Below are 13379 nucleotides of genomic sequence, written 5' to 3' on the forward strand. Positions count from 1 at the left end.
TGTCGCCTCACAACTCGGGGGAACGCCGTTACTGACGCTCATCGATGTGAACGGAATGGTATTTCGCGCGACCTGCGACGGGATTCGGAAACACCGTGAATGCACACCCGAATTCACGGTCGGCAGAACATCGTCGAAGTGTAGTGAAATGTCTCGGAATTGCACCCGAGGTGCAAATGACCGAGAAAGGAAAACGACGGCCGTGCGTACACGGGCCGTCGTTTTCCGGACAACAATCGCCGATCGCGCGATCAGCCCCCGAAGATGTCGCGCAGGTGCTCGACCTCGGTGACGCGCTCGGCGTGGGTCGGCGCGGTGGGCGAGGCCAGGATGCACGTGACACCGGCCTCCCGGAACGCTGCGACCCGCTCGGCCACCTGGGCCTTGGAACCGATCAGCGACATCGACGTGACGAGGTCCTCGGGGACCGCGGCCGCGGCCTCCATCTTTTTGCCGTCGAGGTAGAGGTCCTGGATCAGCTTCGCCTCGTCGGTGTAGCCGTAGCGGATGGCGAGCTGGTTGTAGAAGTTCTTCCCGCGGGCGCCCATTCCGCCGATGTACAGGGCGGCATGATGGCGCACGAGCTGCTTGGCGTTGTCGATCTGCTCGGCGTCGTCGGAGATGCGTGCGGTGGCCTGGACGACGATGCCCAGATCCCCCAGCGACGGATCGCGCTTGGCCTTGCCCGCCGCGAGCGACTCGCCGAAGGCGGCGTCGATCTGCTCCGGGTGGAAGAGGATCGGCTGGAGCTCGTCGAACATCTCGGCGGCCAACTCGATGTTCTTCGGTCCGATGGCGGCCAGGAGCAGCGGGATGTTGTCGCGTACGGGGTGATTGATGATCTTCAGGGACTTGCCCAGTCCCGAGCCGCCGTGCTCCTCGTCGAGCGGCAACGTGTAGTGCTTGCCCTGGTAGTTCAGCTTCTCGCGGCGCCAGACCATCCGGCAGATCTCGGCGTGCTCGCGGGCGCGTCCCAGCGGGTAGTCGTACTTGACGCCGTGGAATCCCTCGATCACCTGCGGACCGGATGCGCCGATACCGAGCACCGCGCGACCGCCGCTGATGTAGTCGAGGCCGGCCGCGGTCATCGCCAGGTTGGTGGGCGTCCGCGAGTACATGGGCAGGATCGCGGTCTGCAGTTCCATCGTCTCGGTCTTGGCCGCGATGTACCCCAGCTGCGAGACGGCGTCGAAGCTGTAGGCCTCCGGAACCGCGATGCGCTGCACGCCCGCGGCTTCGAAGTCCGCGAGGTTGTTGATGGTCTCGCGGAAGTCGCCCGCGTAGTTGATCGGCATGCCCAGCTTCATCGATGTCATGCCGACGGATTCTTCCACAGCGGCGACCGGTTTCCGAGGGTCTGTTGAACGTTCGATAGGTCGGCCCCGGCCGGGGACCCCGCGCACCGGAACTGTGCCCGATGTTTAGGTAAATGAGGGCGGTAGGTCCCACAATCGTCACCATGAGCGGCGAGATGCTGATCCTGGTGCTGTTGGTGGTCACAGCCCTCGGCTTCGACTTCACCAACGGCTTCCACGACACCGGCAACGCGATGGCGACGTCGATCGCCACCGGCGCCCTGAAGCCGAAGGTCGCGGTCGGGCTGTCGGCGTTGCTCAACCTGGTCGGCGCCTTCCTGTCCGTGGAGGTCGCGGCGACCATCACCAAGGACGTGCTGAACATCCAGCAGACCTCGGGACCCGACGCCGGGGAGCTGGTGGCCGGCTTGTCGGCGACGACGGCGCTGCTCATCATCTTCGCGGGCCTGATCGGCGGCATCCTGTGGAATCTCTTCACCTGGCTGTTCGGGCTGCCCTCGAGTTCGTCCCACGCCCTGTTCGGCGGGCTGATCGGTTCGGGCCTGGCCGCGATCGGTGTCAGCGGGATCAACTGGTCCGGGATCACCTCCAAGATCCTCATCCCCGCGCTGGCCGCACCGGTCATCGCCTGTCTGGTCGCGGCGTGCGGAACCTGGCTGGTCTTCGCGATCACCCGCCGGATCGCCGACCGGCAGAAGGAGGACGGCTTCCGCTACGGGCAGGTCGCCACCGCATCGCTGGTCTCGCTGGCCCACGGCACCGGAGACGCCCAGAAGACTATGGGTGTCATCGCGATGGCCCTCATCGCCACCGGACACCTCGAGGCGTCGAGCGTCAGCCACGGACTCCCCTTCTGGGTGGTGTTCAGCTGCGCCGCCGCCATCGCGATCGGCACCTACCTGGGCGGCTGGCGGATCATCCGCACCCTCGGCAAGGGACTCGTCGAGATCACCTCGCCGCAGGGCATGGCCGCCGAGGCGTCGTCGGCCGCCATCATCCTCACCTCGAGTGCCGCGGGCATGGCGCTCTCGACCACCCAGGTCGCGACCGGCTCCATCCTGGGTTCGGGGGTCGGCCGCAAAGGCGCCCAGGTCCGCTGGTCGGTCGCCGGCCGGATGGCCGTCGCCTGGGTGACGACCCTGCCCGCCGCCGGCGCGGTCGGTGCCGCCTGCTACTTCCTCGCGCACCTGTTCGGCGACGTCACCGGGGCCCTCATCATCTTCGCGATCCTGGTCGTCGCGTCGGGCTACATGTACTGGCGCGCGCAGGAGAACAAGGTCGACCACGAGAACGTCAACGACGCCTGGGAGGGCGAGGCCCTCGCGGGCGAGGAGTGGGAGGAAGCGGTCGCCACCGAGACGGACGACACGACCCTCCCGCTGCCACCGGTCATCCCGGCCGAGATCATCGTGCAGCACGACCCGGAGAGGAGCGCCTGAGAATGGAGATGTTCGAGGCCATCGGCAAAGTCCTCATCGTCGGACTGGTACTGGGAGCGGGACTGCCCGCGCTGTTCGCAGTCGGGTTGCGTCTGCGGTCCCTCGCCGAGGGTTCCGTCGCCGCCGACGGAACGACCTCCGATCCGCATCCCGCGCTGAAGCCCGTGGCGTACCTCATCTTCGGCGTCGTCATCCTGGTGATCGTCGTCGGGATCCTCTGGATCACCCGGCAGACGATCTTCTACCACACCGGCGTCAAGATCTTCCCGTTCGGCTACAAGTGATCGTCCCCGCTTCTGATCGGAGACACCCCGTGGACCGCCCGACACTTCTGCAGAAGGTCGTGGAGTGGTTGCGCGCCGGCTACCCCGACGGCGTCCCGCACAACGACTACATACCGCTCGTGGCGCTGCTGCGCCGGCAGCTGACCGACGACGAGGTGAGCCAGGTGTCGGCGGAGCTGGCCCGCGAGTCCCCGCCGCCACCCGAACCGATATCGCGGATCGACGCGGCGGTGAAGATCACCCACTACACCCATGAACTGCCGCACGAGGACGACATCGCGCGGGTACGCGCACACCTCGTCGCCCGCGGATGGCCGTTCAGCGACGACCCCGATCCTGATGGGGACGGTCCGACCGATGGGGACCTGCCCTGAGGACCCTGCGAACCCTGCCGCTGCCGTCGACCGCCGCCGTGCTCGACCACGTCGACGACCTCCGGGCGATCCTCGACGGTTCCTCGGCCTTCCTGCCCGTGCCCGACGACGCCCGCGCCGCAGCCGAACTCGCCTCGGCGCTGCAGGTGGGCGCACCCATCGACGACCCCGTGTCCCTCGTGGTCTCGACATCGGGGTCGACGGGCACCCCCAAGGGCGCGCAACACACTCCGGCGACCCTCGCCGCGTCGTCGCGGGCCACCGCCGATCATCTGGGCGGGCCGGGCAACTGGCTGCTGGCGCTGGCCCCGCACCACATCGCCGGCCTGCAGGTCCTGCTCCGCGCGCTGACCGCCGGGCAGACGCCGGTGGTCCTGGACATGCGGGCCGGTTTCGATCCCGAGGTCTACGCCCGCGCCGTACGCGACTTCGAAGGTCCGCGGCGATACACCTCGCTGGTGCCCACCCAGCTCGTCAAGGTTCTCGACCAGCCCGCCGCGACCGCCGCCTCGCGGGAGCTCGACGCCATCCTCGTCGGCGGTGCGGCCACCCCGAAACCGTTGTGGGACAGAGCGGTCGACGAAGGTCTCCCGGTCGTCGCGACATACGGGATGAGCGAGACCGCCGGAGGGTGCGTCTACGACGGGCGACCCCTCGACGGCGTCGCGGCCCGCATCGCCGATCCGGCACCCGACGGCGTCGGGCGCGTACTGCTCGGCGGTCCGGTCGTCGCCTCCGGCTATCGCAATCTGCCCGACCATCCGGCCTTCGCCGAGCCGGGCTGGTTCCGCACCGACGACCTCGGCCGCGTCGACGACGCCGGACTGCTCTCGATCGTCGGCCGCGCCGACGAGGCCATCTCGACCGGCGGCCTGACCGTCGTACCGCAGGTCGTCGAGGCCGTGATCGCCGATGACCCGGCGGTCGCCGAATGCGTCGTCGTCGGGCTCCCCGACGACCGGCTCGGCGAGGCGGTCACCGCATTCGTCGTCGTCCGTCCCGGAGAACGCCTCGACGTCAAACGCATTCGCGATTCGGTCACCGAGCGGCTCCACAAGTACGCGGCCCCCCGGCGGGTCGTCGAACTCGACGCCCTCCCCCTCCGCGGACCCGGCAAGTACGACCGTCGCGCGTTACGGGCCCGCTTCGGTGCGCAGATGTAGTGTGTCGTCGCGCCTGGCGCAACGATGTGCGACAACTGCAGTTCAGGCGGCGGTCGCAAGTGCCTGGGAGATCGACGTCGCGACGTACTCCGCTCGGTCGCGGAGGTCACCCCAGGTGTAGTTCAGCACCGTCCAACCCGCCGCTAGGAGCGCATTGCGTCGGGTGCGGTCACGCTGGAACGTCTTCGAGTCGCGGTGGAAGGCGAACCCGTCGATCTCCACCGCCACCATCCGGTCGAGGAAGGCGAAGTCGATCTCGTACCCGCAGGTCGGATGGTTCGCCACCCACCCCTCGATACCCGCGGTCCGGAGGATCGTGACAGCGAGCCGCTCCGCGGCCGACCGCGCACCCGATTCCAGCAGCTCGACCATCGAACCCATGTCCGCCGCGCCGACGCACCGGCGCCGCCGCTCGTAGGCCTCGACGAGACGCTCGACCGTGGTGCGCCGCTGCTGCAACGCGGCATCGATGACCTCGATGCCGCCCTCTACCGCACCCTCCAAAGCCGACAACGCGACCCCGGTGACCCGTAGCCCGTCCCGGGTCAGCACGTCGGCGTCGGCGAGAGCGCGGTTGAGAATCCGGACTCCCGTCACCGGATGACCGTGGCGTCCGCGAAGAGCGGTGACCGTGGGCGAGGTGGGTGGGGCATCGACAATCCCATGCCACCACGCTGCAGCGAGTCCCGAGAGGACCCCGTGAGTGCCGACGGCCAGCGTCGCGGTCCGGATTCGCGTGCGGTCGGTCTCGGGGTGGTCGGCGAGCCGATAGACACGAGGATGCACCGATACCCACTCGCCGGCCCGCACCCGACGGTGCACCGCCGACCGGTTGATGCCGTGTTCGCGGGCATCGGCAGCGGTGAACACGCCATCCTGTTCGAGGGCGAGCGCCCGAAAGTCCGGCGGAAGATGCATGACCTTCAGACGCACCTGCGCCGCAACCGGTTCCATCGCTCGACGGCCCCCGCAGATGTAGTGTGTCGTCGCGCCAGGCGCTACGGAGTTCTACACCTACCGGGCAGCCGCCGGCTCGCGCGCGCGGCCGTGACACGATGAACCCGTGGCTACCCCCTCGCAGTGGATCCAGGGCGCTCGTCCGCGCACGCTCCCCAACGCGATCGCGCCGGTCGTGGTCGGTGTCGGCGCGGCGGCGCACTCCGGCGACGTCACGTGGTGGAAGTCCGTACTCGCGCTGGCGGTGGCCGTCGCGTTCATCATCGGCGTGAACTTCGCCAACGACTACTCCGACGGCGTGCGGGGAACCGACGACGATCGGGTCGGTCCGATGCGCTTGGTCGGGTCGGGCGCCGCGTCGCCGAAGGCCGTGAAGACCGCCGCGTTCCTGTGCTTCGGGATCGGCGCGGTCTGCGGCCTCGTCCTCGCGATCGCGACGGCGTGGTGGCTCGTGCTGGTCGGCGCGATCTGTATCGCCGGCGCCTGGTTCTACACCGGCGGCAAGCGCCCCTACGGTTACGCCGGCTGGGGCGAGGTCGCAGTGTTCACCTTCTTCGGGCTCGTGGCCGTCCTCGGCACCCAGTTCGTCTCCGCCGGCCGAATCGACTGGGTCGGACTGGCCGGCGCGATCGGGATCGGCGCGATCTCGAGCAGCGTGCTGGTCGTCAACAACCTCCGAGACATCCCCAGCGACACCGAATCCGGCAAGATCACCCTCGCCGTGCGCCTCGGTGACGCCCGGACCCGGATCCTGTTCGCCGTGCTCCTGCTGACCCCGCTCGCGATGAGCGTCGTCCTGGCCTTCGCGACCCCCTGGGCGCTGCTCGGACTGGTGACGTTCCCGCTGCTGTGGCAGGCCTACGCCCCGGTCCGGACCGGGGCGGCCGGACCGGGACTGATCCCGTCGATCGGGACGACCGGGAAGGCGATGCTCGCCTGGGCGGTCGTCACTGCTGTCGCGCTCGCGCTCACCTGACGGACCTCGACGCCAGACCTGCGCCGACGATCAGACCTGCGCCTCGACGTCGGGCAGGCTCGCCACGACCGCGGCGCGGAGTTCGTCGGCGGTGGTGGCGGATTCGATCAGCGCCCGCGACGCGTCGTCGGCGGTGTCGATGATGCCCAGCAACAGGTACTCCGCGCGGAGGCGGCGGTCACCCCGTTCCCGCGCGATCTCCATGGCCCGGCCGAACACCGTCCGGGTGTCGTTCGCGAAACGGGGCCGGGCGCCCCGGCCCCGCGGTCCGCGCCGGCCGCGACCCGGCTCCCAGGGCCCCTCGCCGCCGAACGGTCCGCCCGGCCCGTAACCTCCCGGCCCGAAACCCTCTGGCCCGAGACCCTGTGGGCCGCAATCCGGCCGGGGTCCGCGACCGCGACCATGGTGCCGGTGCCCCCGACGCCCGTGACCACGTGCCCGGGGGCCACGCTCGGCACGCTCGCCCCAGCCGTCGGACAGGTCCTCGCCGAAGCGACCGCGCACCGCTTCCCGGACCTTGTCGAGGTCGATTCCGATGCCGCGCAGGGCTTTTCGATCCTCCTCGTAGCGTTCGCGGGCCGACTCGTCGTCGGCGGTCTCCGCGGTGTCGGACCGTTCCGCGTGCTCGCCGTGGTACTTCCGGACCACCTCCCGGGCCGACGTCAGCGTCAACCCCTGATCGGCCAGCAGCGCGAACAACGGGCTGCGGGCGTTGCAGAGCATGCCCAGGATCAGGTGGTCGTTGCCGAGTTGCCGGTGACCCAGGTCGCCGGCCTCCTGCGTGGCGAAAGCCAGCAGCATCTTGTCATCGCGACTGATTCGCTCAAACATCTGTGTCTCCTTCTGGCCCACTCGCGCGGGCCTCACGTTGTGAGTGCTTCTGATGCACGGCCTGTCGGCTGATCTGCAGCACTTCTGCGATCGCCTGCCAGCTCCACCCGTGGGCACGGGCGTTGGCCACCTGCACGTCCTCGAGTCGGTCGGCCAGGGTGCGCAGGGCGCGTACCGCGGCCAGGCCCCTCGCCGGATCGCCGCTCGCGGCGTCTCCGGCCAGCTCGGCGCTCGGTGCGTCGGGTGCGGTGTCGGTGCTGTGGTCGTCGTGCATGATGTCAGGTTATGTTGACATCATGGTCGTGTCAAGAATAGTTGACGAGCGGGGCATGGCACACCTGGTTCGATCGCGCATCCGCGACCGGACTACTCGTTCTGGATCGACTCGCTGATGTTCATCCGCCCGGCCCGGACCGCGGGGACGAAGGCACCGATCAGGCAGAGAGCCACGGCGATGGTCACGAAGAGCAGGGCCGACGGCCGTGGCGAGTACAGCACCGTCAGGGACGTCGTGATGGTCAGGATCTGGTTGCTGAGCAGATGCATGGCGGCACCGAGGACGACGCCGAGGACCGACCCGACCAGGGCGACCGCTCCCGCCTCGGCGAGCACCGTCCGCGAGACGAACCGGCGGGAGGCCCCCATCGCCCGCAGGACGCCCAGCTCGCGGCGTCGTTCGAGGACCGACAGCAGCAGCGTGTTGAGCAGTGCGATCGCGGCCGCACCGGCGACGATCCACTGGATGGCGACCGCGAACGCGCCCGCCTGCTCGACAGTGGCCTGGGTGGCCGCGAGGGCCTCGGCACCGCTGTAGACACTGATGGGCTTGTTGCCCGTCGTCGGGACGCCGTCGACGAGCGCCTCGAGGTCCCGGCGGACCTGCTCCGGGTCGGCATCGGGCGAGGTGATCACCTGAAGGTAGGTGTCGCCGTCGCGGTCGAACCACTCCCCCAGCAACTCCTGCGACATGGCCGCCACACCGGAGTCGAGGGAGACGTAGTCGACGGTGTCACGCACGACCGTCTGCCGCGGACCGTTGGGGGTCGCGAGTTCCACCGTGTCGCCCGTGCCCACGCCCAATGCGCGGGCCAAGACGCTCGACATCAGGATGCCGTCGCCGGCGAGGACGCTCGCCACCGCTTCCGGCGACGCTTTGCGCATGAACGGTGCGCGCGAACCCGGCTCGAGCCCTTGCACATTTGCCTTGCTCTCGCCGATGTTGACCGCGGCCCACTGACCACCGACGACCTCGGTGACCCCAGGAACCGCCGCAACGCGTTCGGCCACCGAGGGCGGCAGGATCGGACCCAGGGGCAGGCTCGCGGCCGACGTCGACGACACGTAGAAGTCCGGATCCCCCAGTCCGTCGAGCGATTTCGACATCGACGAGACGAGGTTGTCCAGCGCTCCCGACGTCCCCATGCCGACCGCGATGGCCACCGCGACCGTCATCAGCGTCGCCCACGCGCGCCGCGGGGCGCGCTCGGTGTTCACCGAGGCGAGCTGTCCGGGGCCTCCGAACCAGCGCGCCACCCGAACCACCGCCCAGGCCAACGGTTTCGACAGCGCGAAGCACAGCAGCAGCGCGCCGACCAGATAGAAGACGCCGGCGACGATGGCCGGGCGGCCCGGCACGGTTGCCACGACCACCCACGACGCGATCAGGCCGGCGACCCCGAGCACCGCGGCGATCACCACCGCGGGACCACGCCGCGCGGCGGAGTCCGACACCTCGACCGGAGCCATCGCCTCCACCGGCGAGACCGCGAACACCGCCCGCGCGGCCAGCGTCGTCGCCGCGACACACGCGACCACGCAGGCGATCACCGCCGCCGCGGGCGCGTATCCGGGCAGGTGATAGTTGATGACGGTGCCGACGGAATCGGCCGGGGGTTCGGGCAGGCTGCTGATCACCGCCCGCCCGGCCAGGATTCCAAGGGGGATGCCGAGTACGCCGCCGACGAAACCCATCAGCGCGGCCTCGCCGAGCATGTCCCCGACGAGGTGAGACCGCTTGGCCCCCAACGCTCGGATCATCGCCAGCGACCTCCGCCGCGACGCCACCGCCATGTTCATCGTGTTGAACACCAGGAAGGCAGCGATCACCAGCGACACGAGCGAGACCAGCAGGGTCGCATCGCGGGTCACCGAACTCGCGACCTCGGCCTGCTTGGCGCGGAAGTCCGGATCGACCACCACCGCACGGCCGTCCACGATGCCCTGCAACTGCGAGCGCACGGCGGACAGATCGGCGCCGGGCTCGGTCACGATGAGGATCGAGTCGAGCCGGCCCTCGAGTCCGACGAGCCGCTGCGCGAGGTCGACGTAGGCGAAGAGAAAGCGGCCGTTGTTGAGACCGGCGGCCTGCTCGTTGCCGACGACCTCGAGGACCTCGACCTCGATCCCGTTGACGGTCAATCGGTCTCCGCGGTCGAGCCCGAGTCCCGGGCCGACGAACACGCCGGTGCGCAGTCGGTCCAGGTCGACGGTCCCCGGACCGGTCCCGGCCTGCCCCTGCTGCAGGGCGCCGCGCAGACTGCCCGAGAGCTGGGTGACGCGCTGATCGGAGCCGAGCAGCGGCACGGCCGAACCGTCGACGACGACCGACCCGCGGATCATCGGCACGACGGCCGCCGCCGCGTCGACGTCGCGACGGATCTCGCCGGCCAGCGACTCGTCGACGCCGGTGTCGGTGATACCGGCGACCTCGATGTCGGCGACCCCCGACACCGCGTTGTTGAAGTCCCGCACCGATTCCGACGCCGACCCGTAGGTGCCGAGCACCGCGATCAGCAACGCCGACGACACGACCACCACCGCCAGCGAGGTGAGCAGGCGCAGCCGGTGGGTACGGATCTCGCGCAGATTCAGCAGGCGGATGCGGGTGAGACCGGCGGCTAGGGCGGCGGCCCGAGAACCCCGTCCCGCCACTAGGCGATCTTCCCGTCGCGGACCGTGATGGTGGTATCGGCGACCGCAGCGGCCTTCGGGTCGTGGGTCACCATCACCACCAGCCGGTCGGGGGTGTCGTGCGCGACCTCGAAGAGCAGTTCGAGTACCGCCTCACCCGTCTTGGAGTCCAGGTTGCCGGTCGGTTCGTCGGCGAGCAGGATCGTCGGGTCCATGATGAGCGAGCGGGCGATCGCGACGCGCTGCATCTGGCCGCCGGACAGCTCCGAGGGCCGATGGTCGATTCGATCGCCGAGTCCGACCCGCCGGAGCAGGTCCACGGCACGGGGTTTCGCCTTGCGGAGCGACTGGTTGTCGAGCAGTCGCGGCAGCGCGACGTTCTCCCACGCCGACATCGTCGGCACGAGGTTGAAGAACTGGAAGATGAACCCGACGCGGTTGCGCCGGAACTCGGAGGCGGCGGTGTCGTCGAGTGCCCCGAGGTCGACGCCGTCGATGCTGATCCGGCCCGACGTCGGGGTGTCGAGAGCTCCGAGTACGTGCAGCAGGGTGCTCTTGCCCGCTCCCGACGGGCCGACCACCGAGACGAACTGACCGCCGTCGATGGACAGGTTCAGACCGTCGAGGGCGCGAACCCGTTCCTCGCCCATCTGGTACTCGCGCACCAGATCGACCGCTTCCACCAGGGCACTTCCGGTGCCGGGCGTCCGTCCGGGTTCCATCGACACTCCCGGATCGTAACCCACCCGCGGCGGCCGGCCCGGGTCTCAGGCGGTCCAGCGGCCGGTGGCGAGGAACTGGTCGAGCACCGTCTCGGCGGGGCCGAGGTCGAACGAACCGGCGGCGAGCCAGTCGTCGTCGAAGTAGGTCGTCGCGTACCGATCCCCGGAGTCACACAGCAGGGTGACGATACTGCCGGGCGTGCGCGCGGCGACCATCTCGGCGACGAGCGAGAAGGCCCCCCACATGTTGGTGCCGGTGGAGCCACCGACCCGACGACCCAGGAGGTCGCTCACGCGCCGCGCGGTCGCGATCGACGCCGCATCGGGCACCCCGATCATGCGGTCGATGACCTGCGAGATGAACGACGGCTCGACCCGCGGCCGGCCGATGCCCTCGATGCGCGAGCCGGTCTGGGCGGTCAGCGTGCCGTCCGCCGACGCGTAGGCCGGCAGGAACACCGAGTTCTCCGGGTCGACGACGGCCAGCCAGGTGTCGTGGCGCCGGTAGCGCACATACCGTCCGAGGGTCGCCGATGTACCGCCGGTACCCGCCCCCACGACGATCCAGGTGGGGATCGGGTGTTCCTCCTCGGCCAGCTGGGCGAAGATCGACTCGGCGATGTTGTTGTTGCCGCGCCAATCGGTGGCCCGTTCGGCCATCGTGAACTGGTCGATGAAGTGGCCACCGAGTTCGGACTCGAGACGCAACGCCTCGGCATAGACCTCACCGGGGTGCTCGACGAAATGACACCGCCCGCCGTGGCGTTCGATGAGTGCCGTCTTCGCCGGGGACGTGCTCCGCGTCATCACCGCGATGAACGGGACCCCGATCAGTTCGGCGAAGTAGGCCTCGCTGACCGCCGTCGACCCCGACGACGCCTCGATCACCGGCGTGCCCTCGACAACCCACCCGTTGCACAGCGCATAGAGGAACAGCGAACGCGCGAGCCGGTGCTTCAGCGACCCCGTCGGATGGGTCGACTCGTCCTTGACATAGAGGTCCACGCCGACCTCGCGGCTCGTGTCGCCGTCGGCGACGGTCCAGCGCGACCATGCGGGCAGCGCGACGCGGAGGAGATGGGTGTCGGCACTGCGCCGGCCGTCGGCCTCGATGAGGCGGACGGCGTTCTGGGTCCAGGCCCGATCAGCGCGACGGTCGACGACTCGCGTGGGTTCCACGGGTCGGCGAACTCACTTCTCGCCGCGGAGCCGAGCCTGCAGGTCGTCGTGCTTGGAACGGCGACCGGCCTCCAGTGCCGCGATCTCGCTGTTGACCTTCAGACGCAGGGTCTTGAAGAGGACCATGCCGAGCGGGAGCGCGATCAGCACCCCGAACACCGCCGCCACGAGGAACGGCACCTCGACGCCGACCAGGTTGCCGCCGACCATGATGATCACCACGACCGCGGTGACGAGCAGCAGACGCGCGAACGTGTATGCGAACAGCGCGAACGCGAGGGTCATCGGGCGTCCACCCGCCTGCGGCGTGGCGTCGCCGGCCGTGGTTTCGCGGGTGGCCGCGTCGGGCGTGGCCTTCTTGCCGGGGGTGGGGTCGGGCGTTTCACTCACCCCCTCAGCGTACTGGGCGGTCTCGGCGCTCCCGCAGGTCGCGGGCCTTTGCATGCTCTTTACCTCCCACTGACGGTTCGAGTACCTGGGCGATTTGCGTGTATTCATAAGGAACTCGTCCACCACCGTGCAGAGCCGCTTCGCCATCTCGGCGCACCGACCGAGCACTCCAACACGCACAGGGGGAATCATGACCAGCATCGAGACCGCACCGCCCACGACCTACATCACCCCGGGACTGGCCAGCCAGCACACGTTGACCCCCGGCCAGGTCGCCGCGATGTTCAACGTGAATCCCAAGACGGTCGCCCGCTGGGCGAGCTCCGGCATCCTCGGCTCGATCCGCACGCCGGGCGGCCACCGACGCTTCCGCGAGGAGGACGTCGTCGCCTTGCTCAACCGCCGCGCCCACTGACCCGACGGCCCTGTAGTTCTTCCGACGACCCGACGCCCGGCCGGACCTCATCCGATCGGTGGAGAAGTGCGGGTCAGGTCGGCTTTCGCCCTGACCTCTCAGGCGTCTCACGTACGCTGGTCGTCGGGAGGTTGTCATGATCTATCTGTTCGCCGTTCTGGGTCTGCTGGCCATCGGTTTCCTCATGTGGCGCGCCTTCGGACCCCACTCCGACGAGTCCGGCGACACCCCTTCGCCCGGCCCGCGTCGATCCCGTCCCCGCGGCCCGCTCGGCCCCGACGACGACCCCGATTTCCTGCGCGACCTGGACAATCGCACCCGCGGCACCAACGGCACCGACGGTGACGAGATCTGAGGCGTGACGCGCGGCCGAAAAGCTGAGACCAGGTTCAGAACGTCTCTGCGGAACATACCCGTGGGTAG

15 protein-coding genes are annotated in these 13379 nt (G+C 69.4%); 7 read left to right on the plus strand and 8 right to left on the minus strand.

What is annotated here, in order from left to right:
- Positions 1-251: 251 nt before the first annotated feature.
- Positions 252-1316, minus strand: coding sequence for an LLM class F420-dependent oxidoreductase (locus JW364_RS09105; RefSeq protein WP_068970733.1), 1065 nt, complete (start codon positions 1314-1316; stop codon positions 252-254).
- Positions 1317-1459: 143 nt separating this feature from the next.
- Here JW364_RS09105 and JW364_RS09110 point away from each other — a divergent pair, with 143 nt between their 5' ends.
- From JW364_RS09110 to menE, 4 genes are read left to right on the plus strand one after another with little or no spacing between them, the layout of a single operon-like run.
- On the plus strand, positions 1460-2755 hold the full coding sequence (locus JW364_RS09110; RefSeq protein WP_137809708.1) for an inorganic phosphate transporter: 1296 nt from the start codon (positions 1460-1462) through the stop codon (positions 2753-2755).
- 2 nt (positions 2756-2757) lie between these two features.
- Complete coding sequence (locus JW364_RS09115) at positions 2758-3039, plus strand: hypothetical protein (RefSeq protein ID WP_165630516.1); 282 nt, start codon at positions 2758-2760, stop codon at positions 3037-3039.
- A 29-nt stretch (positions 3040-3068) separates the two neighbouring features.
- Positions 3069-3413: a DUF3349 domain-containing protein gene (locus JW364_RS09120; RefSeq protein WP_159370171.1), complete on the plus strand. Its 345-nt coding sequence runs from the start codon at positions 3069-3071 to the stop codon at positions 3411-3413.
- Between the two features lie 38 nt (positions 3414-3451).
- Entirely contained in the window at positions 3452-4576 is a 1125-nt protein-coding gene (gene menE / locus JW364_RS09125; RefSeq protein WP_307814764.1) for an o-succinylbenzoate--CoA ligase, read from the plus strand.
- A gap of 42 nt (positions 4577-4618) precedes the next feature.
- Here menE and JW364_RS09130 read toward each other — a convergent pair whose 3' ends face one another.
- On the minus strand, positions 4619-5494 hold the full coding sequence (locus tag JW364_RS09130; RefSeq protein ID WP_068971444.1) for a type IV toxin-antitoxin system AbiEi family antitoxin domain-containing protein: 876 nt from the start codon (positions 5492-5494) through the stop codon (positions 4619-4621).
- Positions 5495-5639: 145 nt separating this feature from the next.
- Between JW364_RS09130 and JW364_RS09135 the strand changes: the two genes are divergently transcribed.
- Complete coding sequence (locus tag JW364_RS09135; protein ID WP_205333502.1) at positions 5640-6509, plus strand: 1,4-dihydroxy-2-naphthoate polyprenyltransferase; 870 nt, start codon at positions 5640-5642, stop codon at positions 6507-6509.
- A gap of 30 nt (positions 6510-6539) precedes the next feature.
- On the opposite strand, the gene JW364_RS09140 is transcribed toward JW364_RS09135, so the two are convergent.
- The 6 genes from JW364_RS09140 to JW364_RS24125 form a co-directional block, all read right to left on the minus strand.
- Complete coding sequence (locus JW364_RS09140; protein ID WP_205333501.1) at positions 6540-7340, minus strand: Clp protease N-terminal domain-containing protein; 801 nt, start codon at positions 7338-7340, stop codon at positions 6540-6542.
- Complete coding sequence (locus JW364_RS09145; protein WP_065629224.1) at positions 7333-7614, minus strand: hypothetical protein; 282 nt, start codon at positions 7612-7614, stop codon at positions 7333-7335. The genes JW364_RS09140 and JW364_RS09145 overlap by 8 nt, the downstream gene beginning before the upstream one ends.
- A gap of 92 nt (positions 7615-7706) precedes the next feature.
- Positions 7707-10271: an FtsX-like permease family protein gene (locus JW364_RS09150; protein ID WP_165630517.1), complete on the minus strand. Its 2565-nt coding sequence runs from the start codon at positions 10269-10271 to the stop codon at positions 7707-7709.
- Positions 10271-10972, minus strand: a complete 702-nt coding sequence (locus JW364_RS09155; protein WP_165630906.1) for an ABC transporter ATP-binding protein — start codon at positions 10970-10972, stop codon at positions 10271-10273. Before JW364_RS09155 ends, JW364_RS09150 begins: the two co-directional genes overlap by 1 nt.
- Positions 10973-11017: 45 nt before the next feature.
- On the minus strand, positions 11018-12151 hold the full coding sequence (locus tag JW364_RS09160; RefSeq protein WP_165630518.1) for a PLP-dependent cysteine synthase family protein: 1134 nt from the start codon (positions 12149-12151) through the stop codon (positions 11018-11020).
- 12 nt (positions 12152-12163) lie between these two features.
- Positions 12164-12541: a DUF4229 domain-containing protein gene (locus tag JW364_RS24125; RefSeq protein ID WP_058252667.1), complete on the minus strand. Its 378-nt coding sequence runs from the start codon at positions 12539-12541 to the stop codon at positions 12164-12166.
- Positions 12542-12731: 190 nt separating this feature from the next.
- On the opposite strand from JW364_RS24125, the gene JW364_RS09170 reads away from it, so the two are divergent.
- A complete protein-coding gene (locus JW364_RS09170) occupies positions 12732-12956 on the plus strand; it encodes a BldC family transcriptional regulator (protein ID WP_058252666.1) in 225 nt (74 codons plus the stop codon).
- 136 nt (positions 12957-13092) lie between these two features.
- A complete protein-coding gene (locus JW364_RS09175; protein ID WP_058252665.1) occupies positions 13093-13311 on the plus strand; it encodes a hypothetical protein in 219 nt (72 codons plus the stop codon).
- Positions 13312-13379: the final 68 nt, after the last annotated feature.

The organism is Gordonia sp. BP-119, assembly GCF_016924115.1.
GTDB lineage: Bacteria > Actinomycetota > Actinomycetes > Mycobacteriales > Mycobacteriaceae > Gordonia > Gordonia hongkongensis.

Bases quoted from the DNA above. Each gene is read 5' to 3' on its own strand.
- JW364_RS09145 (WP_065629224.1), bottom strand. From the start codon at position 7,614: ATGCACGACGACCACAGCACCGACACCGCACCCGACGCACCGAGCGCC.
- JW364_RS09130 (WP_068971444.1), bottom strand. From the start codon at position 5,494: ATGCATCTTCCGCCGGACTTTCGGGCGCTCGCCCTCGAACAGGATGGC.
- JW364_RS09170 (WP_058252666.1), top strand. From the start codon at position 12,732: ATGACCAGCATCGAGACCGCACCGCCCACGACCTACATCACCCCGGGA.
- JW364_RS09155 (WP_165630906.1), bottom strand. From the start codon at position 10,972: ATGGAACCCGGACGGACGCCCGGCACCGGAAGTGCCCTGGTGGAAGCG.
- JW364_RS09115 (WP_165630516.1), top strand. From the start codon at position 2,758: ATGGAGATGTTCGAGGCCATCGGCAAAGTCCTCATCGTCGGACTGGTA.
- JW364_RS09140 (WP_205333501.1), bottom strand. From the start codon at position 7,340: ATGTTTGAGCGAATCAGTCGCGATGACAAGATGCTGCTGGCTTTCGCC.
- JW364_RS09175 (WP_058252665.1), top strand. From the start codon at position 13,093: ATGATCTATCTGTTCGCCGTTCTGGGTCTGCTGGCCATCGGTTTCCTC.
- JW364_RS09110 (WP_137809708.1), top strand. From the start codon at position 1,460: ATGAGCGGCGAGATGCTGATCCTGGTGCTGTTGGTGGTCACAGCCCTC.
- JW364_RS09105 (WP_068970733.1), bottom strand. From the start codon at position 1,316: ATGACATCGATGAAGCTGGGCATGCCGATCAACTACGCGGGCGACTTC.